Here is a 22745-nt window from a genome sequence, read left to right as displayed (position 1 = left end):
TCCAGGACCTGGTTGATCCACCTCATCGGCGAGGGCGTGTGGGTCAGCGTGGCGAGGCCCGCTCGGTGCAGGGCGGCCAGCAGGAGCCCCACGGCGATCCCCACCGACTCCTTGACGTAGTAGGGCCGCGGTTCGGTCTCGTTGCGGTGCACCTCGAAGACCGCGATCACCACCGGGGCCGTCTCCAGGAAGGGCTTGTGCCAGTCGGTGCCCAGCGGTCCCAAGGCCTCGAGCCACTCCTCGGAGGCCCGGCCGGCGTAGAAGCGGCGCTCCTCCTCCTCGGCGCCCTCCCGCAGCAACCGCTTGCGCTCGGGGTCGGTGACCACGACGAAGCGCCAGGGCTGCACGTTGGCGCCGCTGGGAGCCGAGGCGGCCGCCCGCACGGCCTCCCGGACCACCTCGAGCGGGATCGGCTCCTCGGAGAACTCCCGGATCGTGCGGCGCCGGTGCAGCTCGTCGGCCAGCTCCCGGGTACGCCGGACGGCCTCCTCGTCGCAGAGCGAGGGCAGGGTCGGCGCCGGCTCCTGCTGCCCGCCGCTCACGGCGCCTGCTCGACCAGGCGGCGTACCGCATCGCGCAGGGCCTGCTCGGGGTCGACCCCGGTGGAGCGCGCCTCGGCCACCAGGGCGAGCAGCCGGTCCCCCAGGTCGTCGCCGGTCGGCCGGTCCGGCCGGTCCGGCCGACCGGTCGCCCGCTCCCTGCGATCCAGCACCTTGTCGGCCAGCAGCAGCGCCGGCAGGCCCGGCGGCAGTCCGTCGTCCGGGCTCGTCCGCGGCTTCTCGGCCGCCTTGATCGCCTGCCACTGCTCGTTGATCTCCGTGGCGCCCCGGGTGTCGGCGCCCGCGGCTCCCTCGTCGCCGAACACGTGCGGGTTGCGGCGGTGCATCTTGGTGATGATGCCGCGGGCCACGTCGTCGAGGGTGAAGTCGCCGGACTCCTCGGCGATCACCGCATGGAAGTAGACCTGGAGCAGCAGGTCCCCGAGCTCCTCGCACAGGTGCGCCGGGTCGGGCCGCTCGTCCCAGGCGTCCAGCACCTCGAGGGTCTCGTGGACCTCCTCGAGGAGGTAGCGCGCCAGCGAGCGATGGGTCTGCCCGCGCTTCCAGTCGCACTCGGCCCGCATCCGGCGCATGTCGCCCAGGAAGTCCACCAGGGGCTCACCCGACGCGGGCTCGGTCACGACCGGCTCACCCGCAGCGCAGGGACTTCGGCAGCCCGGCCGTGTACGCGGCGTACTCCGGATCGGAGGGGTTCGGCTCGGACTGTCCCAGCACGGCCGTCTCCCCGACGGCGGTGGACACACTGGTGTCGACCGGGACGACCTGGCCGCCGGTGATGGCCACGCCGTACTGCGGGTCGATCCGGACGTCGTTGTCGTCCAGCCACGCCGCGAAGAGGGCCTGCCCGGCCGCTGCTGCCGCATCCGGCTCGGGGTCGCTGGTGCCGCCGCGGCGCAGCACCTCCGTGCCGACCGCCGACTGGACGCCGGTGATGTACGCCCCGGAGGACTCGATCGCGAGCACGGCCTCCTGCTCGGCAGGATCGAGCGTGAGCGTGGCGGTCTTCAGGTCGGCGACCTGCTGGTCGTAGGCCTGACCCGGCGTGACGTCGTACTCCTCGGCCAGCTGGCGGGCCGCCGAGACCAGCGCGAGCTGGCCGACGACGCCGCCGCGCAGGAAGCGGTTCGGCAGGCTCTGACCGGAGAGCTGTCCCTCGATGGCCGAGCAGTAGCCGGCCGCGATCGTGTCGACCTCGGAGATCTTGACCTGCTCCTCGCCCACCGCTGCGGCCACGCCCGGGTGGAACGCGGTGCCGGCCACACCGCACGACGAGAGCAGACCGGCCAGGGCCAGACCGGCCACGATCTTGGTGGCGGCCGCGAGGCTCGCCGGTCGGCGCAGGGTGATGCTCACGAGGACTCCTTGGGGTGCCGCAACTCGACGGGGTCGATCACACTGTCGATGACCGACCGCGCCCATTCAAGCAAAGCCACGCCGGAGATGGGCTTGCCCCCCACCACGGCCGTCTGCGGTCGCGGGACGAGGATCGTGTCGACCTGGGTCTTGACGATGCTCTTGGGGTACATCCGCATCAACCGCACGACCCGGGACTCGGGCAGCGAGACCGGGGCGAACCGGACGTTCTTCCCCGCGATCGTGACCTCGGAGATGCCGGCCTGTCGGGCCCGGGCCCGGAAGCGAGCGACCAGCAGCAGCGACTCGACCTCCTGCGGCGGCTCGCCGTACCGGTCGAGCATCTCCTCGCGGAGCAGGTCGATGTCGCCGTCCTCGCGCACCTCCGCCAGCCGCTTGTACATCTCCAGCCGCAACCGCTCGCTGGCGATGTAGTCGTGCGGCAGGTGGGCGTCGACCGGGAGCTCGATGCGGACCTCGGTGAACTCGGCGTCCGCCTCGCCCTTGAACTCGTTGACCGCCTCGCCGACCAGCCGCACGTAGAGGTCGAACCCGACGTCGGCGATGTGGCCGGACTGCTCGCCGCCGAGCAGGTTGCCCGCGCCCCGGATCTCGAGGTCCTTCATCGCGATCGCCATGCCGCCGCCGAGGTCGGAGTGCTGGGCCAGCGTGGCGAGTCGCTCGTGGGCGGTCTCGGTCAGCGGCTTCTCCGCGGGGTAGAGGAAGTAGGCGTAGGCCCGCTCGCGGCTCCGGCCGACCCGGCCACGCAGCTGGTGGAGTTGGCTGAGGCCCAGGGTGTCGGAACGCTCGATGATCATCGTGTTGGCGTTGGAGACGTCGAGGCCGGACTCCACGATCGTGGTGCAGACCAGGACGTCGAAGTTCTTCTCCCAGAAGTCCAGCATCACCCGTTCCAGCTGGTGCTCGCCCATCTGGCCGTGGGCGGTCGCGACGCGCGCCTCGGGGACCAGCTCCTTGATCCGGGCGGCCGCCTTCTCGATGGAGTTGACCCGGTTGTGGATGTAGAAGACCTGGCCCTCGCGGAGCAGCTCGCGACGGACCGCGGCGATGATCTGGCGGTCCTCGTAGGCGCCCACGTAGGTGAGCACCGGGTGTCGCTCCTCGGGCGGGGTGGTGATCGTGGACATCTCGCGGATGCCGGTCACCGCCATCTCCAGGGTGCGCGGGATCGGGGTCGCGCTCATCGCGAGCACGTCGACCGAGGTCCGCAGCCGCTTCATCTGCTCCTTGTGCTCGACCCCGAAGCGCTGCTCCTCGTCGACGATGATCAGGCCCAGGTCCTTGATCCGGATGTCGGGGTTGAGCAGACGGTGCGTGCCGATCACGATGTCGACCGTGCCGTCGGCGAGCCCGTCCAGGACCTCCTTGGCCTCCTTGTCGGTCTGGAACCGCGACAGCGGCTTGAGGTTGACCGGGAAGCCGCTCATCCGCTCGGCGAAGGTCGAGTGGTGCTGGGTGACCAGCAGCGTGGTGGGCACCAGCACGGCGACCTGCTTGCCGTCCTGGACGGCCTTGAACGCCGCCCGGACCGCGATCTCGGTCTTGCCGTAGCCCACGTCGCCGCAGACCAGTCGGTCCATCGGGACCGTGCGCATCATGTCGGCCTTGACCTCGTCGACCGTGCTCAGCTGGTCGGGGGTCTCGTTGAACGGGAAGGCATCCTCCAGCTCGCGCTGCCAGGGGCTGTCCGGCCCGAACGCGTGACCCTGGGTGGCCTGGCGAGCGGCGTACAGCTTGATCAACTCGGCGGCGATCTCCCGGACCGCCTTGCGGGCCCGGCCCTTGCGCTTGGCCCAGTCGCCGCCGCCGAGGCGGTCCAGGCTCGGCTGCTCGCCGCCGACGTACCGGGTGACCTGGTCCAGGGCGTCGGCCGGGACGTAGAGCCGGTCGGCCGGTCCCCCGCGCTTGGAGGCGCCGTACTCCAGGACGAGGTACTCACGGGTGGCGCCGCCGACCTCGCGCTGCTTCATCTCCACGAAACGCCCGACCCCGTGCTGCTCGTGCACGACGTGGTCGCCGGCCTTGAGCTCGAGCGGGTCGATCTGCCGCTTGCGTCGCGCCGGCATCTTGCGCATGTCGCGGGTGGAGGACTTCTGACCGGACAGGTCGTCGCCGGTGAGCAGGACCAGCCGGTTCACCTCGTCGACGAACCCGTGCTCCAGGGAGCCGCAGGTCACGGTCACCACGTGCGGAGCGAGCTCGAGGTCCTCGGGCTCGACCATCCGGGCGGCCACGTCGTGCTCGCCGAGCACCTCGACCATCCGCTGGGCGGGACCGTGGCCGGGGTGGATCACGACGATCCGGTACTCCTCGGCCAGCCAGCGCCGGACGTCGGCGACGGCGCGTTCGAGGTCGCCGCGGTAGGCGTCGACCGGCTTGGCCGGCAGGGCGCGGCTGGCGACGCCGACATCGCTGCCGCTCGCGACCGGCGCTGCGTCGGTGTCGTCGAGGCCGAACGGGCTCATCGTCCACCAAGGCTTGTCCTGGGCCAGCGAGTGCTCGCGGACCTCGGCGAGCGAGCGGTACGACGCGGAGCCCAGGTCGATCGGGGCGCTGCCGCCACCGGCGGCCGCCGCCCAGCTGGCGCCGAGGAACTCCTCACTGGTGGCGACCAGGTCGTGGGCCCGGCTGCGGGCGCGCTCCGGATCGAGCACCAGCACGTGGGTGTCGGCGGGCATCAGGTCGAGGAGCAGCTCCATGTCGTCGACCAGCGCCGGGGCCAGCGACTCCATCCCCTCCACGGCGATCCCGGCGGCGATCTTGTCGGTCAGCTCCAGCAGCTGGGGGTGCGCGCGGCCCAGCTCGGCCGCGCGACGGCGTACCTCCTCGGTGAGCAGGAGCTCGCGGCACGGCGGCGCCCAGAGCCGCTCGACCTTCTCCAGGGTGCGCTGGTCGGCGACCGAGAAGGTGCGGATCTCCTCGACGTCGTCGCCCCAGAACTCCACCCGGACCGGGTGCTCGTCGGTGGGCGGGAAGACGTCGACGATGCCACCGCGGACCGCGAACTCGCCGCGCTTCTCGACCAGGTCCACCCGGGAGTAGGCGGCGTCGGAGAGGCGCCGTACGACGTCGTCGAGGTTGGCCGATCCGCCCTGGCTCAGCTCGACCGGCTCGAGGTCGCCCAGGCCCTTGACCTGGGGCTGCAGGATCGAACGCACCGGGGCGACCACGACCCGCAGCGGCCCGTTGCTGGCGTCCTCGCCGGGGTGGCAGAGCCGGCGCAGGACTGCCAGGCGCCGCCCGACCGTGTCGCTGCGGGGGCTCAACCGCTCGTGCGGCAGCGTCTCCCAGCTGGGGTAGAGCGCCACGAGTGCCGGGTCGACCAGGTCGGCGAGGGCGTCGACCAGGTCCTCGGCCTCGCGGGCCGTGGCGGTGACGGCCAGGACCGTGCGCCCGGAGCGGACCAGCCCGCTGATCACGAACGGCCGCAGCGCCGCCGGACCGGTCAGGTCGAGCGTGCGCACGGTCGTGTCCCGGGCGTCGTCCATCGCTCGGGAGAGGACGGGGTCGGCGAGGACGGCGTCGGCCAGGCCGGTGAGGCTCACGGGGCTCCTTCGGGGTCAGCTGCGCGTCAGGCACAACACGACAGCCCCCGGCCGGGAATCGGCAGGGGGTCGGGGGTGTACTCCGCGCCCGAGTCTACGGACCTTCCGCTGTAACGCGGGGTTACGGTCGCTGGACCAGCTGCGTACGGCGCACTCAGCGTCGAGAACACCGCGTTACAGCGGGTACGACGCTGTGGGTCCTCGGTCGACCGAGCCTCAGGCGAGGCTCTTGATCAGCGCGTTGACCTCGCTGAGCAGTGCCTGCATCTCGGAGCGTTCGGCGCCCACCCGGGTCTCGAACTCGTCGTCGTCGAGCGCCTCCAGGGCCTCGTTCATCGCGTTGTTGAGCAGGCGCAACTCGGCATCCGTCAGCGTGACGGTGGCCTGGGTCGCATCGGTCGAGTTGATCTGCATGGGCTCACACCAAGTTGTCGTAGTAGGTCTTGCCGTCCTTGGGCTTGAAGCACGTTCCCTTGTCGGCCGCCCCTGTGTTGAGGATGACCACGGTCTTGCTGCCATCATCCCAGTACGCACCCCGAACGCCACCGAGATCCTTGCTCTCGCTCGGTGTCGTCATGACGGACTCGATGTGCGCGGCGAAGGCAGCCTGGTTCGCGAAGTTCTCGGTCGTGAACTCCTGCTCCTGCTGCACGTGCTTGGTCCAGGCGTGTCCGTTCGCGATCGCGGTCGCGAGGGCCGGGATCTCGGCGGCCGCCGCGAGGACGCGACGAACCACCAGGTTCGCCTTTCGCGCGAGCCGGGAGATCGGGGAGGCCTGCGCACCGTCAGGCTCGCGCCCGTGCGTGTGCTCGCGGTGCGGACTCGAGCAGCGCTGCAGGGCGCCGACCACGCGGTCGGCGTTCTGGTCCGCGGCGGTCTCCAGCGGGTCGTCGGCCCGGCCGATGGTGGTCCCGCCGCCCCCGCGATCGGCCCCCGTCTGCTGCTGCACGACGTGGGTCAGCTCATGGGCGAGCAGGTGCTTGCCGGACTGCGAGGCGGTGTCGAACGTGCCGCGGGAGAAGTAGACGTCGCTGCCGTGGGTGAACGCCTTGGCCTGGACCGACCGGGCGATGCTGTCCGCCTCGGAGTCGGTGTGCACCCGGACCCCGCTGAGGTCTGCCCCCATCGTCTGCCCGAACACGCCGGCGGTGGCGGTGTCCAGCGGCGCACCCCGACCACGACGACGCTGCAGCGCGCTGACCACGTCGGCCGATGCCGCCGACCCACCCAACGGGTCGTCGCCCTCGGCCAGTCGCCGTACGGCGGGGTCCCCGCCGGAGAGACCCGTGGAGAGTCCTCCGGAGAGCCCGGCCAACGGTCTGAGGTGCTCATGGTCGAGGGGCGCGATGTCGTCCGGGCGTGGCGGCGCCTTCACGTGAGGGGGGAGGGAGACCTTCTCTGCATTGACCGGTTCCGCCATGGCTTCACCACCGAGTGGAAGGGACGACCTCCTTGCCACGGTAGACCTGTCACCTGCCGGTGTCAGGTGAATCCGAGCGCGCTCAGGCGTCGGTGCCGTGCCGCTTGACGAACTCCACGATCCGCTCGGCCAGCTCGGGCCGGCAGACGATCAGGTCGGGGAGGTAGACGTCCTCCTGGTTGTACAGCAGCGGGGAGCCGTCGACCCGGGAGGTGAAGAGCCCCGCGGCGGCCGCGACGGCCACCGGTGCGGCCGAGTCCCACTCGTACTGGCCACCGGCGTGCACGTAGGCGTCGGTGATGTCACGGGCGACCGAGAGCACCTTGACCCCGGCCGAGCCCATCGGCACCAGCTCGGCGTCGAGCTCCTCGGCCAGCGCGTTGACGAAGGCCGGCGGGCGGCTGCGGGAGACCGCGATGCGCGGGCGCGCCGACGTGCTCGGGGGTACGACGGGGGGCTGGCCGGTGTTGAACGTCTCGCCGAGGGCGGGCTGGGCGACCGCGCCGGCCACCAGGGCGCCGTCCTGCCAGAGGGCGACGTGCACGGCCCAGTCGTCGCGCGGCGGCTCGGAGAACTCGCGGGTGCCGTCGAGCGGGTCGATGATCCAGACCCGGCTGGCCGAGAGCCGGTCGACCCTGTCGCCGGCGTCCTCGGGGCCCTCCTCGGAGAGGACGGCGTCGTCGGGGCGGTGCTCGGCGACCAGCTTCATCAGCAGGTCGTGGGCGGCGACGTCGCCGGCGTCCTTGAGCTCCTTGCCCTCCAGGCCCTCGGCACGCACCTCGAGAAGGCGCTCACCGGCGACGGTGGCCAGCCAGGTGGCGAGGACGTGGTCGTCGGTGCTGGCGACTGCGGGCGGGGTACCGGGTTCGAAGGTCACCGGGACACCCTAGCGAGCGATCCGGACCACCCGGTGCGGCAGGCGTCAGGAGTTGTAGCGCTGCTGGGTCTGCTCCAGACCCACCGTGATCAGGGACTCGACCGCGTCCGCGGCCGTGTCGACCTGGAAGGGGAGCTCCTTGCGCTCGACCTTGGAGTAGTCGGAGAGCACGAAGTCGGCGACGGCCTGGCGGCCCGGCGGGCGGCCGATGCCGGCCCGGACCCGGTAGAAGTCGCCGGTGCCCAGCGAGGCCCGCATCGAGCGCAGCCCGTTGTGGCCGTTGTCGCCGCCACCGAGCTTGACCCGCAGGGTCCCGAAGGCGATGTCGAGCTCGTCGTGGATCGCGATGATCCGGGTCGGGGGGATCTTGTAGAAGGTGGCGAGCGTCGAGACCGCTCCCCCGCACTCGTTCATGTACGAACGCGAGCGGGCGAGCACGACGCGCGGCCCGTCCGAGCCCGGGGCGCCGAGCCGGCCCTCGACCACCTCGGCGCGGCCGGACTTGTGCGCCTTGAACGACGCACCCCAGCGTCGGGCCAGCTCATCACAGACGAGGTAGCCCACGTTGTGCCGGTGCCCGGCATAGGAAGGGCCGGGATTCCCCAGACCCACGACGAGCCACCCAGGCGTACCTGTCGGAGCTTCGGTCATGGCAGTGGAGTCCCGGCCCTTGCTACGGAAGAACGTGAGGCTCAGGCCTCGTCGGACTTCTCGTCGGCGTTGTCGCCCTCGGCGGCCTCGGCAGCAGCCTCGGCGTCGCTCTGGTCGTGCTCGATGCCGGCCTCGGCCTCGGCCTCGGCGAGCTCGGCCTCGATGTCCTCGGTGGTGGGCGCCTCGGTGATGTTGACGACCAGGGTGTCGGGGTCGAGCAGCAGGGTCGAGCCGGGGACCATGACCAGGTCCGAGGCGAGGATCTGCGTGCCGGCCTCGAGGCCCTCGATGTCGATCTCGACGTACTCGGGGATGTGGGTGGCCTCGGCCTCGACCTGGACGGTCGCGTTCTCGACGACGACCAGGGTCTCCTTGGCGGCGGTGCCGTTCAGGTGGACCGGGATCTCGACGGTGACCTTCTCGCCCTTGCGGACCACGACGAAGTCGATGTGCTCGAGGTGGCGCTTGATCGGGTCGACCTGGACCTGCTTGGTCAGGGCGAGCTGGGTCTTGCCGTCGATGGACAGCTCGAGCAGGGCGTTGGCGCCGCCGCGCTTGAGGGCCATCATCGTGTCGTGGCCGGGCAGCGTGATGTGGAGCGGGTCGTTGCCGTGGCCGTAGACGACGGCGGGGACCTTGTCCGCACGGCGGATACGACGGGCGGCACCCTTGCCGAACTCGGTCCGGGACTCGGCGGTGATCTTCTCGGCGGACATGCGACTTCTCTCCTCGTACGTTTACGTCAGGTCTGTTCTCGAACTCGTGGTCGCCCCGGACGCGGCTGGAAAGCACGAACGCCGCGCACTCGAGATCGAGTCAGCGCGGCGCACCAGTGGTCAGCCAGCCCTGTCGATCACGGAACCCCCGGGACTCCCGGGTGTTCCCTCGCCGAGGCAACCGCAGAAGTCTAGCCCCGCCCGGCGGTGCAGGCGAATCGCGGCCCGGACCCCTAGGGTCGTGGCGTGTCACTCACCCTCGGAGAAGCCCGTGCCCGCGCGACGCTGATCTCCGACCTCTCCTACGCGGTGCAGCTCGACCTCACCGAGGCGTCCACGTCGCCGACCTTCGGGATGCGCACCACGGTGTCGTTCCGCTCGAGCTGGCCCGAGACGTTCCTGGAGCTGGCCGCGGCCTGCGACCTCGAGGTCACCGTCAACGGCGAGGCGCTGGCGCGGCCGTCGTACGACGGGCACCGGATCCATCTCACCGACCTGCGCGAGAGCAACGTGGTCGTGGTCGAGGCCCGACTCCCCTACGTGACCGACGGCGACGGGATGCACCGGTTCGCCGATCCGGCCGACGGCGAGCTGTACGTCTCGGCCTACTGCGGAATGGACATCGCCCAGCGCGTCTTCGCCTGCTTCGACCAGAACGACCTGAAGGCACCGATCACGCTGCAGGTCCGGGCCGAGCCGACCTGGACGGTGCTGGCGAACGGCGCGACCGCACAGGAGCACGAGGGCACCTGGGAGTTCGCCACCACCGCACCCATCCCGGTGGCCATGTTCGTGGTGTGCGCCGGGCCGTGGCACTCGGTGCGCTGGGAGCACGCCGGCCTGGGCTTCGGCTGGCACGCCCGCAGGTCGCTGGCCGCCGAGCTGGAGCGGGACGCGGCCGAGCTGCGCTCCACCACCCAGAACTGCTTCGACCACTACGGCACGCTCTTCGACGAGCCCTACCCCTTCGACTCCTACGACCAGGTCTTCGTGCCGGGGCAGAACTGGGGCGCACTGGAGACCCCGGGCTGCGTCACCTACCGCGACGAGTACCTGCCGAGGGAGCGGATCACCCAGCTCGAGCGGACCAGGCGTGCGGTGGTCATCGCCCACGAGATGGCGCACATGTGGTTCGGCAACCTGGTCACCATGCGCTGGTGGGAGGACACCTGGCTGCAGGAGTCCTTCGCGGACTATATGGGCTACCGGGTCGCCCAGGACGGCGCCGGGTTCCGCGGCACCCTGGTCTGGCACGAGTCGCACCGCAAGCCGGGCGCCTACGAGGCCGACGAACGGCCCTCCACCCATGCCGTCGCCCCGGCCGCGGACGCCGTGCCGAACGTCGACGCCGCCTTCACGAACTTCGACGCGATCTCCTACGCCAAGGGCAACTCCGTGCTGCGTCAGCTGGCGACCTGGCTGGGCGACGAGGAGTTCCTCGCCGGCCTGAACCAGCACCTGACCCGGCACCGCTTCGGCAACGCCACCCTCGACGACTTCGTGGAGGCCCTGGACGCGGCCTCCAGCCGGGACGTCCGAGGCTGGGTGAAGGAGTGGCTGCGCACCAGCGGCTTCGACGCCCTCATCGTCAAGCGCGACGAGGACGTGCCCTACCTCGTCCGCGAGGGGCACCGGCACCACCGGCTGCGCGTGACGGCGTACGACGAGGCGATGCGCGAGCACGGCAGTCGGATGGTGGACCTGGCGGCCGCACCGGTCCGCTTCGACGACTGGGCCGGACTCGTCGTCGTACCGAACTCGCACGGCGAGACCTTCGCCCGGGTCCGGCTGGACGCCGAGTCGACCGAGGCGGTCGACGGCGGGCTCTGCGACCTCCACGACGACCTCGCCCGCGCGGTGTTGTGGGCGGCGAACTTCGACCGGGTGCGCAGCGAGGAGATCACTCCCGACGACTACCTCGACCTGGTCGCGCGACACCTGCCGACCGAGCACGACGCGGCCATCCTCGACGCCGTGCTGCACCGCACGCTGAACGCCGTCGTGCCGCGTCAGGTGGAGCCGGAGCGGGCGGCACAGGCACTCGACGTGGTAGCTGCCGCCTGCCGGGCCGGGCTGGCGAGCACGATCGAGGGTCAGCTCGTGCTGGCCTTCACCCGGGGCCTCGCGGTCACGGACCGGGACGCCCAGCGGCTGCGAGGCTGGCTGAGCGACGGCCGGACCGACCACGGCGTCCCGCTCGACCCGACGACCCGGTGGAAGGTGGTGCGGCGACTCGCCCAGCTCGACGCGATCACCGAGAGCGACCTCGCCGCCGAGGAGGCCGACGACCCCACCGCCGCCGGTCGGCTCGCTGCGGCGACGGCGCGAGCGGCCCGCCCCACCCCGGCGGCCAAGGAGGCCGCTTGGCAGGCGATGGTCGGCGACGACCAGGTGTCGAACCGGATGTTCGAGGCGCTCGCCTCAGGGCTCTGGTCGGTCGAGCATGCCGACCTGGTGGCGCCGTACGTGGCGCGGTACTTCCGTGCGGCGCCGGCGATCGCCGAGCGTCGGGGGCAGGCCTTCAGCCAGGTGCTGGGCCGGGCGTTCCCGCGGGTCCACCTCGACCAGGCGCAGATCGCGCTGCTCGGGGAGGCCCTGACGGGCGAGGTCCCGACGGTGCTGCGCCGCGACTGGCAGGACCACTACGACGACCTGGTGCGCGTCGTCGAGTGATCAGGGCGGCCCCGAGCCGCCACCACCTCGGACGTCGGGTCAGGCGTGGCCGTCGAACATCGACGTCACGGAGCCGTCCTCGAACACCTCGCGGATCGCCCGGGCGAGCAGCGGCGCGATCGAGAGCACGGTCAGCTTGTCGAAGTGGCACTCCTCGGGGATCGGCAGCGTGTTCGTGACGATCACCTCCATGGCCGGGCTGTTCTTGAGCCGGTCCACGGCCGGGTCCGAGAGGATCGGGTGGGTCGCGGCGATGATGACGCCCGCGGCACCGTCGGCCATCAGGGCCTCGGCGGCCTTCACGATCGTCCCGCCGGTGTCGATCATGTCGTCGACCAGCACGCAGATCCGGCCCTCGACCTGACCCACGACCCGGTTGGCGACGGTCTCGTTGGGCCGGTCGGTACGACGCGACTTGTGGATGAACGCCAGCGGCGCGCCACCGAGACGCGCCGACCAACGCTCGGCCACCTTGATCCGGCCGGCGTCCGGGGAGACGACGGCGAGGCGCTGGTCGCCGTACTTCTCGCGGACGTAGTCGGCGAGGATCGGCAGCGCCATCAGGTGGTCGACGGGGCCGTCGAAGAAGCCCTGGATCTGGTCGGCGTGCAGGTCGACCGTGATCAGCCGGTCCGCACCGGCGGTCTTGAAGAGGTCGGCGATCAGGCGAGCCGAGATCGGCTCACGGCCACGGTGCTTCTTGTCCTGACGGGCGTAGCCGTAGAAGGGCATCACCACGGTGATCCGCTTGGCGGAGGCGCGCTTGAGGGCGTCGACCATGATCAGGTGCTCCATGATCCACTCGTTGATCGGAGCCGTGTGGCTCTGGACCACGAAGGCGTCGCAGCCGCGCACCGACTCCTCGTAGCGGATGTAGATCTCGGAGTTGGCGAACTCGTAGGCCGACTGGGGCACGAGGTCGGTGCCCAGGAGCGCCACCACCTCTTCGGACAGGCCGGGGTGGGCCCTGCCACTGAAGACCATCAGGTTCTTCTCGGTGGTTTTCTTCATTCCGGTCACGGTGCGCTGCTCCTGGATCGCCGGGGTGTGCTCAGGATTCTGTCCCACCCGAGCCGGAGGGCCCAACTTCGGGGTCGTCATCCTGAGACGCATGTGACTCAGCGCTCGTCGCACCGGCCCGGGCGGCCGCCGCGGCCTGCGCCTGGGCGGTCCCGGCCCGCTTCGACTCCGCCCAGCCCTCGAGGTTGCGCTGCGGACCGCTGGAGACGGCCAGCGCGCCGGCCGGCACGTCGCGGCGTACGACGGTGCCGGCACCGGTCGCGGCACCGTCCCCGATCTCGACCGGGGCCACGAAGGTGTTGTTCGAGGCCGTCCGCGCGTGCCGGCCGATCGTGGTCCGGTGCTTGGCCACGCCGTCGTAGTTGGCGAAGATCGTCCCGGCGCCGATGTTGGCGCCCTCCCCGATCTCGGCGTCCCCGACGTACGACAGGTGCGGCACCTTGGCGCCCTCGCCGATGACCGCGTTCTTGGTCTCCACGAAGCCGCCGATCTTGCCGCCGCGGCCGAGCTTCGTGCCCGGTCGCAGGTAGGAGAACGGGCCGACGTTGGCCTCGTCCCCGATCACCGCGAGCTCGGCGTGGGTGCGCACCACCCGGGCGCCGGCCCCCACCTCGCAGTCCTTGAGCGTGGAGTCCGGACCGATCACGGCGTCCTCGCCGACCACGGTCGCGCCGAGGAGCTGGGTGCCGGGCAGGATCGTGACGTCCTGGGCCAGGACGACGTCGGCATCGATCCAGGTCGTGGCCGGGTCCATCACGGTGATCCCCGAGCGCATCCAGCCGGTGACGATCCGGGCGTTCAGCTCGCGCCCGAGCGCAGCCAGCTGGACCCGGTCGTTGACGCCCTCGGTCTGGACCACGTCGTCGATCGCGAAGGCGCCGACGGTCAGGCCGGCGTCGCGGGCCAGCTGCACGGTGTCGGTCAGGTAGTACTCGCCGTTGGCGTTGTCGTTGCTCAGGCGGGGCAGCGCCTCGATCAGGAAGGCCGCGTCGAAGGCGAGGATCCCGGAGTTGATCTCCCGGATCGTGCGCTGGTCGTCGCTGGCGTCCTTCTCCTCGACGATCGCCTCCACGTCGCCCTCGTCGTTGCGGACCACCCGGCCGTAGCCGAACGGCTCGTCCACCACCCCGCTGAGGATGCTGACCGCGCGCTGGGCCGCCTCGTGCTCGGCGGCGAAGGCCCGTAGGCTCTCGCCCCGCAGCAGGGGGGTGTCGCCGTAGGCCACCACGACCGTGCCGGTGATGGACCCCACCGTCTCCATCGCCACCCGTACGGCGTGGCCGGTGCCGGACTGGGTCTCCTGGACGGCCAGCGCCACCTCCGGAGCCAGTTCGAGGATGTGCGGGGCGACCTGCTCGCGCTGGTTGCCGACGACCGCCACCACCCGCTGGGGCTCCATCGCACGCACCGCGTTCAGCACGTGGCCGATCATCGAGCGACCACAGATCGGGTGCAGGACCTTCATCGTCTTCGAGCGCATCCGGGTGCCACCACCGGCTGCGAGGACGATGACGGTCAGGTCGTGCGGTGGACCACTGCTCATGCTCACTGCCTCGGATCGGGGAGGGGCGGCCTCCACTCGTGCCTCGCTTCGGACTCTCGCTCCCCGGGTAGGAGTCGAACCTACGTCGCTAGTCCTGATTCAAAGTCAGGCGGGCCCTGCCGGCAGACCAACCGGGGATAGGGCAGCAACGATAAGGGCTGGCACTCGCCCGGGCCTCACCCGCTGACCCCTTCACCCCGGCGACGTGCCCTAGGGTCGGGGCGTGGACCTGCCCGTGATGCCGCCCGTGCAGCCCATGCTGGCCAAGTCCGTGAAGGGGATCCCCGACCCGGACCGGCACGGGGGGCTCTCCTTCGAGCCCAAGTGGGACGGCTTCCGCTGCCTGGTCTTCCGCGACGGCGACGAGGTCGAGCTCACCTCGCGCAACACCAAGCCGTTGACCCGCTACTTCCCGGAGGTCGTGGCGGCGATCAGGCAGCAGCTGCCCGAGCGATGCGTGCTGGACGGCGAACTCTTCGTGGCCCGGGAGACGCCCGACGGCGGTGAGCGTCTCGAGTTCGAGCTGCTCCAGGAGCGGATCCATCCTGCGAAGTCGCGGGTGGAGATGCTGAGCGAGAAGACCCCGGCCGGCTTCGTCGCCTTCGACCTGCTCGCGCTCGGCGACGAGTCGTACCTCGACCGGCCGTTCGCCGAGCGACGTGCGGCCCTCGAGCAGGCGCTGGCCGGGATCGACGGTCCCTGCTACCTGACCCGGACCACCACCGACCCGGCGGTGGCGCAGGAGTGGTTCACCGAGTTCGAGGGCGCCGGCCTGGACGGTGTGGTCGCCAAGCCGCTGGGTGCGACGTACCAGCCGAACGCCCGCACGATGCTGAAGATCAAGCATGAGCGGACCGCCGACGTGGTCGTCGCCGGTTACCGCGAGCACAAGACCTCGACCCCGGAGAAGCCACTGCTCGGCAGCCTGCTGCTCGGCCTGTACGCCGACGGCCAGCTGCAGCACATCGGGGTGTCGGCCAGCTTCACCGCCGCGCGCCGAGCCGAGCTGATCGAGCAGCTCCAGCCCCTGGTCTGCCCGATCGAGAAGCACCCGTGGGGCGCCTGGATGGGTGGCGACGACTGGGCGATCGCGAACCCCGACCGCGTCCCCGGCACCCAGAGCCGGTGGAGCGCCGGCAAGGACCTCTCGTTCACCCCGTTGCGGCCCGACCTGGTCGTCGAGGTGGCCTACGACCACATGGAGGGCCGGCGGTTCCGGCACACCGCGCAGTTCCGACGCTGGCGCACCGACCGCGACCCGGAGTCCTGCGGATACGACCAACTCGACCAACCCGTGAGCTACGACCTCGGTAGGATTTTGGGCGTGGCTCCGAGCAGTTCATCCATGAAGAGCGGAGACGAGCACCATGTCTGAGACCTACAACGTCGTACTGCTGGTCGAGCAGGCGCTGTCACCGGCCGACGCCGCCCAGGTGCGTTCGCTGCACGAGGAGCTGGAGGACCCGGTGGTCTACCACGTGCTGCTGCCGCTGGAGGACGCCGCGGCCCGGATCGAGTCCGCGATGGGCGCCCTCTCGGCCGGCGAGGTGATGGCCTCGCCGGCGATGGCGATGAGCGACGTCGACCTCGAGGCGGTCCGCCGGGACTGCCAGGAGCGCTCCGACTCGGACCTGACCCGCACCCTGGAGGCCTTGCGTGCCGCGGGCGCCACCTGCACGGGCACGGTCATCGGGGACCCGCCGATCGACGCGCTGGCCGAGACCGTGACCGCCGTCGACGGCCGTGAGGCGATCATCCTGACCCGACCCCACGTCGTCGCCGAGTTCTTCCACGTCGACTGGACCTCGCGCGCCCGCCGCAAGATCGGCGTGCCGGTCCTGCACCTGCTCGAGCACGAGAACTTCGACGAGCAGGCCGGCGGCGGCGAGGGCATCACCGGAGTCTGAGGGTCGCAGCTGAACCCGTCTGTTACCCGACGGTGGCCCGACTGTGGGTCGCACGTGGGTGACCCGTGACTCGCCGATGCCTAGATTGATGGCACGTCAACGGCCCGGGGGGGACCGGTTGACAGCGACAGTCAGAGTCGGACGCTCCTGGGGGGGAATGCGGCCGCAGCCGGACCCACGGGTCCGGACGACCATCGCAGCGCAGGACCCGTTCGGTGCTTCTTCGGGGGAGAGCACCGGCGGGTCCTTCACTCATGTCGGCTCGATCCGGTTGCCGTCGGCATCCCAGTGCTCCGCGACCTTCTTCGACGGCTGCACCCGCGGTGGCTCGCCGGGCATCTTGGGATGGTCGGGCGGGAAGTTCATCTCGCCCAGCCCCGACTCCTCGTAGAGGTCCAGCAGCGGCTGGATCGAGTACGCCGTGTCGTCGATGCCGGCCCACGGGTCCCCGTCGGCCAGCCGCTCGGGCACCGTGAACAGGTTGTACGCCGAGGGGTCCCTCAGCTCGGCCAGCTCCGCCCAGGTGACCGGGGTGGAGACCGGAGCCCCCGGGATCGGGCGCAGCGAGTAGGCCGAGGCGATGGTGCGGTCCCGGGTGTTCTGGTTGAAGTCCACGAAGATCCGCTCCCCCCGCTCCTCCTTCCACCAGGCGGTCGTGACCCCGTCGTCGCGACGCTCGAGCTCGCGCCCGAAGCCGATCGCGGCGTGCCGCACGTCGGCGAACTCCCACCGCGGCTCGATCCGGACGAAGACGTGGACGCCCCGGTGTCCCGAGGTCTTGGCGAAGCCGACCAGGCCCAGCTCCTCGAGCAGCTCGCAGGCCAGCAGCGCCACCCGGGCGGCATCGGCGAACGTGGTCCCCGGCTGGGGGTCGAGGTCGATCCGGAGCTCGTCGGGCCGGTCGACGTCGCTGCGCCGTACCGGCCAGGGGTGGAAGGTCAGCGTGCCCATCTGGGCACACCAGACCGGCACCGCGATCTCGGTCGGGCAGATCTCCTCGGCGGTGCGACCGGACGGGAAGGTGACCTCGACGGTCTCGAGGTAGTCGGGAGCGCCACGAGGCGCCCGCTTCTGGTAGAACGCCTCGGCCTTCTCGCCGGGCCTCCCGGTCGCGAGCTCGATGCCGGGCAGCACACCGCTCGGCCAGCGCTCCAGCGCGGTCGGCCGATCCCGCAGCGCCCGCATCAGCCCGTCGTCCACCGAGGCGAAGTACTCGGCCACCATCAGCTTGGTGACCTCGGGCGTGGTGTCGGTGGCGGGGTAGATCACCCGGTCGGGGCTGGACACCCGGACCGCTCGCCCCCCGGCGTCGACCTCGGCTGCGGGAGTCTTCGGCATGGGCCGACCCTAATCGGCTGGCCCGGCGCAGGCATCGCTCCGTAGATTGCTCGGCGTGGACACGCACCCGGACCTGACCTTCGCCACCCTCGACCCGAACGACGACGCCGGGCAGCGAGGTGAGTGGTTGCTCGGCTACGGGCAGGCCGTGGCCCGCGCCTTCCACCAGGACCGGATGGCCGAGAAGGCACGCGAGTTCTGGCTCGAGCACTGCCGCCGCGACGCGGCCGTGCTGCGGGGAGCCTGGCTGACCTCGCCGGCAGTGGGGCCGGGAACGTTGCCGGTGGCCACGTTCACCCACTTCGACAAGGAGCTCAACGCGGGTCTGGCCCAGCTGCCGGTGCGGATGATCACCGATGTCACGGTCAGTCCCACCCACCGACGGCGTGGCCTGCTGCGTCGCCTGATGACCGAGAACCTGCAGGACGCGGTGGAGGCCGGGTTGCCCATGGCCGCCCTGACCGCATCCGAGGGGTCGATCTACGGGCGCTTCGGCTTCGGCGTCGCCACCCATCAGCAGCGCGTCGAGGTCGACGCCCGGACGGGCCTGCCGATGCGGCCGGAGGTCGCGGCCGCCCCGGCAGTGGGGCGGGTCGAGCTCGTCGAACCGGCCGACGCCTGGGCGTGCGTCGACGCGGTCTTCAGCCAGTTCCACGTGCAGACGCGTGGCTCGCTGCCGCGACCCCAGTTCTACGAGTCGATCCTGACCGGGACCTTCGACTGGGACAGCCAGTCCCCCGACGCCAAACTGCGCGCCGCGATCCACGTCGACGACCGGGGCCGTCCGATCGGTCACGTCCTCTACAAGCACGTCGGCCAGCAGGACGGCCACAGCACGGTGGACGTCGTTGACCTGGTCGCCACCGACCCGTCGTCGTACCTGCGGCTGTGGCGCTTCCTGGCCGACATCGACCTGGTCGACCAGGTCCGGTGGAACCGCGCGCCCCTGACCGACCCCCTCGCCTGGGCCCTCGTCGATCCCCGGCTCCGGCGCGTGGTCAAGGTCGTGGACGACCTGTGGGTCCGGGTCCTCGACGTGGTGCGTGCACTCGAGGCACGGCCGTGGGGGGCCGACGGCGAGATCGTGCTGGAGGTCGAGGACGAGCTCGGCCACGCCGCCGGCCGGTGGCGGGTCGCGGTGAAGGACGGGCAGGCGCAGGTGTCTGCCACCCAGGAGCCCGCCGACGTCGCCCTGGCGGCGGACACGCTCGGCTCGGTGCACCTGGGCGGGGTCGGCGTGACGACGCTCGGGGCCGCCGGTCGGCTTCGGGGCGAACCGTTGGCCGTGGAGAGGTTCGCCGCGATGGCGGACGTGGGCCCCGCGCCGTACTGCATCACGGGCTTCTGAGGCTTGCCGGACCCGATTACGGTGGGGTCATGAGCTACCAGGTGGAGAAGACCGACGAGCAGTGGCGGGCCGAGCTCTCACCAGAGGAGTACGCCGTGCTCCGCCAGGCGGGCACCGAGCCCGCCTTCCGCGGCGAGTACACCGACACCGAGACCACCGGCGTCTACCGGTGCAAGGCCTGCCAGGCCACGTTGTTCGAGTCGGGCACGAAGTTCCACTCCGGCTGCGGGTGGCCGTCGTTCTACCAGCCGATCAGCGACACGATCGAGTACGTCGAGGACACCTCGCACGGGATGAAGCGCACCGAGGTGCGCTGCGCGAACTGCGGCTCGCACCTGGGCCACGTCTTCCCCGACGGCTACGGCACGCCCACCGGCGACCGCTACTGCATCAACTCGATCAGCCTCACCCTCGAGCCCACGGACGGCTGACCCCGGCGGCAGGCGGCGCGCTCAGAGCTTGGTGAACCAGCCGTCGGTCCGCCCCCAGACGCGACCGGCGTTCTGGGCGATCCGTGGTGGCAACGGCAACGTCGGCGTCGTCAGCTCGTCGTCATCGACGGCGCCGTCCTCGCGACGACGACTGGCTTCGCGACCGAGGACCGGGCCCGCACGCCGGGCTGGTGCCGGCGTCAGCTCGAGGCCGGCACCAGCGCCGAGGTGATCCGCACGACGCCGTCGCCGTACTCCCCGTCGGCCCAGGCCTGCAGCGATCCGTCGTCGTGGACGACCTCGACCGCGACGAAGCCGTCACCGGGGGCTGCGGAGAGGAAGCCGGGCAGGTCCTCGACCTCGGCCTGGATGCGTCGGAGTTCGGCGGGGTCGCTCTCGGGGCCGGCCGGCTCGGGGGTCGGCTCGACGACCATCGCGTCGTAGAGGGCAGCGGGGACCGCGCTCTCGACGGTGACGGCGGAGCCGTCGAAGGTGCCGGTCACCGCGAACAGACCCCACCGGGTCGAGCCGGACTTCTCGAAGACGCCGTTGTGGTCGGACCACCTCCATCCGACCAGCGACAGGCCCGAGCACTGCGGCGGATAGGACTCGGCGACGGCGCCCAGGCAGAGCTCGGGTCGCCCGGCCCCCTCGCCGGTGTCCATCACCGTGGCCAGGGTGCGGGTGTGCACGGTGCCATCGGCGGCGGGGATCGCGGTGGGCATCGCGGCCGAGGAGCCTCGGTCGCTGACGACGTTGTCCTCGCCGCCTCCGCAGGCGGCCAGGATGAACAGGGCGAGGAGCACGGGGAGGGAACGAAGGATTCTCATGCGGGTGGGACGCCCGCTTCCCGGGTCGGGTTCCGCACCCGTGTGGACCAGGTCGGCGTCCCGGGCTTCGGTGCCGAGCAGCACCGGGTCAGGGCAGGCGGTCGACCAGGTCGGCGATCTCCACCCGGCTGCCGGTGTAGAACGGCACCTCCTCGCGGACGTGACGACGCGCGTCGGAGGCGCGCAGGTGCCGCATCAGGTCGACGATCCGGTGCAGCTCGTCGGCCTCGAAGGCCAGCATCCACTCGTAGTCGCCCAGCGCGAAGCTGGCCACGGTGTTGGCCCGGACATCGGCGTAGTCGCGGGCCATCTTGCCGTGCTCGGCCAGCATCCGGCGGCGCTCGGAGTCCTCGAGCAGGTACCACTCGTAGGAGCGGGTGAAGGGGTAGACGCAGACGTGGGCCTTCGCCTCCTCGTCCGCCATGAACGCCGGCACGTGGGACTTGTTGAACTCCGCGGGCCGGTGCAGCGCCAGCTGCGACCAGACCGGCGCGAGCCGGCGACCGAACGCCGTACGACGCAGCCGGTGGTAAGCGGACTGCAGCGCCTCGGAGGTCTCGGAGTGCCACCAGACCATCACGTCGGCGTCGGCGCGCAGGCCGCTCACGTCGTAGACCCCGCGCACGACGACGTCCTCCTCGGCGAGCTGCGCGAAGAGCTTCTCGACCTCGGCCGCCTCGGCGGCTCGGTCCGCGCCGCCCTCGAGGGGCCCGAGGACGTCGGCGAGCCGGAAGACCGACCACATGGTGTAGCGGATGGAGTCGTTGATCTCACGGGCGAGGGAGGCCTTGCTGTTGCTCATGGCTCCATTGTGCCGGGCTGAGTGATGGCGGCCGCAGCCCGGTGCGCGGAGCCGATCACGGCCGGGATCCCCACCCCGTCGTACGCCGCCCCGCAGACGGCGATGCCGGGCAGGTCGACCAGCGCGGCCCGGATCCGGGCGACTCGCTCGAGGTGACCCACGGCGTACTGGGGCAGGCCGCCACCCCAGCGCTGGACGTGGGTGTCGACCGGGGTCGCGGTCAGGCCTACGGCACTGGCGAGGTCGGCGAGCGAGGCGGCGACCAGCTCCTCGTCGGCGCGTTGCAGTGCGGCCTCCTCGCGGTGCCGACCGAGGGAGGTCCGCAGGTGGACCAGGTCCTCGGCACTATCGGCGCCCTTGCTGCCTTCGCTGCCTTCAGCGCCGCGGCCGGCGGCGCGCACCCAGGCCCACTTGGCGAAGGAGAAGGTCGCCGCCTTGATCGCGCGGCCCTCCACCGGCGGGACCAGGAAGCCGGAGGCGTCGAGCGCGAGCAGGCCGGCGACGTCGCGGGCACGGAAGGCGAAGCTGACCACCGCCATCGAGGCGTGCTCGATCGCGGCCAGCTCGGCCGCCGCGGTCGGCGCCACGTCGCGCAGCAGACGTCCGGTGGGCGAGGCGGGCGTGGCGAGCACGACCGCGTCGGCCTCGATGAGCTCGGCGGTCGTGGTGGGCCCGACGGTCAGCGCCCAGCCCGCCGGGGTACGGCGCAGCTCGCGGACCGGTGCGTCGTACCGGACCTGGACGGTGGGGTGGGTGGCGAGGTCGGCGAGGAGTGCGTCCACCAGACCGGCCATGCCACCGGCGAGCCCGGCGAAGACCGGGGTGTCGGAGGTGGGCAGGGTGGCGGCTCCCGCCAGCAGCGGGCCGCGCTCGAGCAGGGCGACCAGTGCCGGCACGGTGGCCCGGGCGGAGAGCAGCCGGGCGTGGCCGGCGTACACGCCGCCGAGCAGGGGCTCGACCAGCCGGTCGACGACCTCGTCACCGAGGGCGGCGGCGACCAGCTGGCCGACCGAGCGGTCCTCGTCCGAGGGTGGGACGGGCTGCTCGTCGTACACCCGGGCGAGGCCGGGCTCCGAGAGCACCCCGGACGCGGCGAGCTGGTGGAGGTCGAGCGGGACGCCCATCAGCGAGCGGGGCAGCGGGCGGAGGGCGTCACGGGTCCAGAGCCGGGAGGTCGCGGAGGTCGGATGCTCGACGGGCAGGCCGAGATCGCGAGCCAGCTGGACGCCCTCGGGTCGGCGGTTGAGCATCGCCTCGGCACCCACGTCGACACCGATGCCGGCCACCTCGGCCCGGAGCAGCTTGCCGCCGGCGCGCGGGGCGCCCTCGAGGACGAGCACCCGGTGGCCGGCGCGGGCCAGGTCGCGGGCCGCGGTCAGACCGGCGACCCCGGCCCCCACCACGACGACGACAGGGCTCGACTGTTGACTCACGCCGATCAGCCTAGGACGTGGGGGTGGTGCGACCGGGCTGGTGGCGGGTCGGGGGGCGACCGGACCCAGAAGACCCGCACTTCACCCGGGGAGTTGTTGGGGTTGAGTGCGCAAATCACTGGTTAACCAGTGAAACCCCCCCCGGCCGGGAACCCGCACAGCACCCCCGGCGTCCCACCTGCATGAGCCAGCCCCGCAAGCACCACCGCCCAGCCCTGGTGTGGGCCGCCCCTGCTGTCCTCGCCCTCGTGCTCACCTCAGCCGGCTGCTCCGGCTC

Annotated in this window: 20 protein-coding genes and 1 tRNA gene; 5 read left to right on the top strand and 16 right to left on the bottom strand. The window is 71.5% G+C overall.

The features are described from left to right. The 9 genes from ABZE72_RS07590 to ABZE72_RS07550 form a co-directional block, all read right to left on the bottom strand. On the bottom strand, positions 1 to 542 hold a 542-nt coding region (locus ABZE72_RS07590; protein WP_372728407.1), incomplete at its 3' end, for a nitroreductase family protein. Beyond that, positions 539 to 1180, bottom strand: a complete 642-nt coding sequence (locus ABZE72_RS07585; RefSeq protein ID WP_372728406.1) for a MazG nucleotide pyrophosphohydrolase domain-containing protein — start codon at positions 1178 to 1180, stop codon at positions 539 to 541. The genes ABZE72_RS07585 and ABZE72_RS07590, both read right to left, overlap by 4 nt. Before the next feature lie 7 nt (positions 1181 to 1187). Beyond that, complete coding sequence (locus ABZE72_RS07580) at positions 1188 to 1913, bottom strand: hypothetical protein (RefSeq protein ID WP_372728405.1); 726 nt, start codon at positions 1911 to 1913, stop codon at positions 1188 to 1190. Next, positions 1910 to 5479: a transcription-repair coupling factor gene (gene mfd / locus ABZE72_RS07575; RefSeq protein WP_372728404.1), complete on the bottom strand. Its 3570-nt coding sequence runs from the start codon at positions 5477 to 5479 to the stop codon at positions 1910 to 1912. The genes ABZE72_RS07580 and mfd overlap by 4 nt, the downstream gene beginning before the upstream one ends. Positions 5480 to 5695: 216 nt before the next feature. Then, entirely contained in the window at positions 5696 to 5893 is a 198-nt protein-coding gene (locus ABZE72_RS07570; protein WP_372728403.1) for a hypothetical protein, read from the bottom strand. Between the two features lie 4 nt (positions 5894 to 5897). Further along, entirely contained in the window at positions 5898 to 6899 is a 1002-nt protein-coding gene (locus ABZE72_RS07565) for a DUF4157 domain-containing protein (protein ID WP_372728402.1), read from the bottom strand. An 82-nt stretch (positions 6900 to 6981) separates the two neighbouring features. Then, a complete protein-coding gene (locus ABZE72_RS07560; RefSeq protein ID WP_372728401.1) occupies positions 6982 to 7776 on the bottom strand; it encodes a 3'(2'),5'-bisphosphate nucleotidase CysQ in 795 nt (264 codons plus the stop codon). 45 nt (positions 7777 to 7821) lie between these two features. Next, positions 7822 to 8427 carry an aminoacyl-tRNA hydrolase gene (gene pth, locus ABZE72_RS07555; RefSeq protein ID WP_372728400.1) on the bottom strand — a complete coding sequence of 202 codons (606 nt, stop codon included), beginning with the start codon at positions 8425 to 8427 and terminating at the stop codon, positions 7822 to 7824. 41 nt (positions 8428 to 8468) lie between these two features. Next, positions 8469 to 9143, bottom strand: coding sequence for a 50S ribosomal protein L25/general stress protein Ctc (locus ABZE72_RS07550; RefSeq protein WP_372728399.1), 675 nt, complete (start codon positions 9141 to 9143; stop codon positions 8469 to 8471). A gap of 246 nt (positions 9144 to 9389) precedes the next feature. Between ABZE72_RS07550 and pepN the strand changes: the two genes are divergently transcribed. Continuing rightward, on the top strand, positions 9390 to 11816 hold the full coding sequence (gene pepN, locus ABZE72_RS07545; RefSeq protein WP_372728398.1) for an aminopeptidase N: 2427 nt from the start codon (positions 9390 to 9392) through the stop codon (positions 11814 to 11816). A 39-nt stretch (positions 11817 to 11855) separates the two neighbouring features. Here the strand turns inward: pepN and ABZE72_RS07540 are convergent, their stop codons facing one another. The 3 genes from ABZE72_RS07540 to ABZE72_RS07530 form a co-directional block, all read right to left on the bottom strand. Next, positions 11856 to 12827 (bottom strand): ribose-phosphate diphosphokinase, encoded by a 972-nt coding sequence (locus ABZE72_RS07540; RefSeq protein ID WP_372728397.1) that lies wholly within the window; start codon positions 12825 to 12827, stop codon positions 11856 to 11858. A 40-nt stretch (positions 12828 to 12867) separates the two neighbouring features. Then, on the bottom strand, positions 12868 to 14379 hold the full coding sequence (gene glmU, locus ABZE72_RS07535) for a bifunctional UDP-N-acetylglucosamine diphosphorylase/glucosamine-1-phosphate N-acetyltransferase GlmU (RefSeq protein WP_372728396.1): 1512 nt from the start codon (positions 14377 to 14379) through the stop codon (positions 12868 to 12870). 59 nt (positions 14380 to 14438) lie between these two features. Beyond that, positions 14439 to 14517 (bottom strand) — tRNA-Gln (locus ABZE72_RS07530). Between the two features lie 85 nt (positions 14518 to 14602). On the opposite strand from ABZE72_RS07530, the gene ABZE72_RS07525 reads away from it, so the two are divergent. Together ABZE72_RS07525 and ABZE72_RS07520 are read left to right on the top strand one after the other, a co-directional pair. Further along, the gene (locus ABZE72_RS07525; protein WP_372728395.1) at positions 14603 to 15754 is read left to right on the top strand and encodes an ATP-dependent DNA ligase; all 1152 of its coding nucleotides are present in this window, start codon (positions 14603 to 14605) and stop codon (positions 15752 to 15754) included. Next, positions 15747 to 16286: a hypothetical protein gene (locus tag ABZE72_RS07520; protein WP_372728394.1), complete on the top strand. Its 540-nt coding sequence runs from the start codon at positions 15747 to 15749 to the stop codon at positions 16284 to 16286. Before ABZE72_RS07525 ends, ABZE72_RS07520 begins: the two co-directional genes overlap by 8 nt. Positions 16287 to 16538: 252 nt before the next feature. Here ABZE72_RS07520 and ABZE72_RS07515 read toward each other — a convergent pair whose 3' ends face one another. Beyond that, entirely contained in the window at positions 16539 to 17624 is a 1086-nt protein-coding gene (locus tag ABZE72_RS07515) for a DNA polymerase domain-containing protein (RefSeq protein ID WP_372728393.1), read from the bottom strand. Between the two features lie 55 nt (positions 17625 to 17679). On the opposite strand from ABZE72_RS07515, the gene ABZE72_RS07510 reads away from it, so the two are divergent. Both ABZE72_RS07510 and msrB read left to right on the top strand, forming a co-directional pair. Beyond that, positions 17680 to 18972: a GNAT family N-acetyltransferase gene (locus ABZE72_RS07510; RefSeq protein ID WP_372728392.1), complete on the top strand. Its 1293-nt coding sequence runs from the start codon at positions 17680 to 17682 to the stop codon at positions 18970 to 18972. Positions 18973 to 19001: 29 nt separating this feature from the next. Then, positions 19002 to 19403, top strand: coding sequence for a peptide-methionine (R)-S-oxide reductase MsrB (gene msrB / locus ABZE72_RS07505; RefSeq protein WP_372728391.1), 402 nt, complete (start codon positions 19002 to 19004; stop codon positions 19401 to 19403). Positions 19404 to 19603: 200 nt separating this feature from the next. Here msrB and ABZE72_RS07500 read toward each other — a convergent pair whose 3' ends face one another. The 3 genes from ABZE72_RS07500 to hemG all read right to left on the bottom strand — a co-directional run bounded on the left by ABZE72_RS07500 (position 19604) and on the right by hemG (position 22468). Continuing rightward, a complete protein-coding gene (locus ABZE72_RS07500; protein ID WP_372728390.1) occupies positions 19604 to 20233 on the bottom strand; it encodes a hypothetical protein in 630 nt (209 codons plus the stop codon). Between the two features lie 88 nt (positions 20234 to 20321). Next, positions 20322 to 21035: a hydrogen peroxide-dependent heme synthase gene (gene hemQ, locus ABZE72_RS07495; RefSeq protein WP_372728389.1), complete on the bottom strand. Its 714-nt coding sequence runs from the start codon at positions 21033 to 21035 to the stop codon at positions 20322 to 20324. Continuing rightward, positions 21032 to 22468 carry a protoporphyrinogen oxidase gene (hemG, locus tag ABZE72_RS07490; RefSeq protein ID WP_372728388.1) on the bottom strand — a complete coding sequence of 479 codons (1437 nt, stop codon included), beginning with the start codon at positions 22466 to 22468 and terminating at the stop codon, positions 21032 to 21034. Before hemG ends, hemQ begins: the two co-directional genes overlap by 4 nt. Positions 22469 to 22745 lie beyond the last annotated feature (277 nt).

Source organism: Nocardioides sp. (assembly GCF_041600255.1).
Lineage (GTDB): Bacteria > Actinomycetota > Actinomycetes > Propionibacteriales > Nocardioidaceae > Nocardioides.
This window is presented reverse-complemented; position numbering and strand designations above follow the sequence as displayed.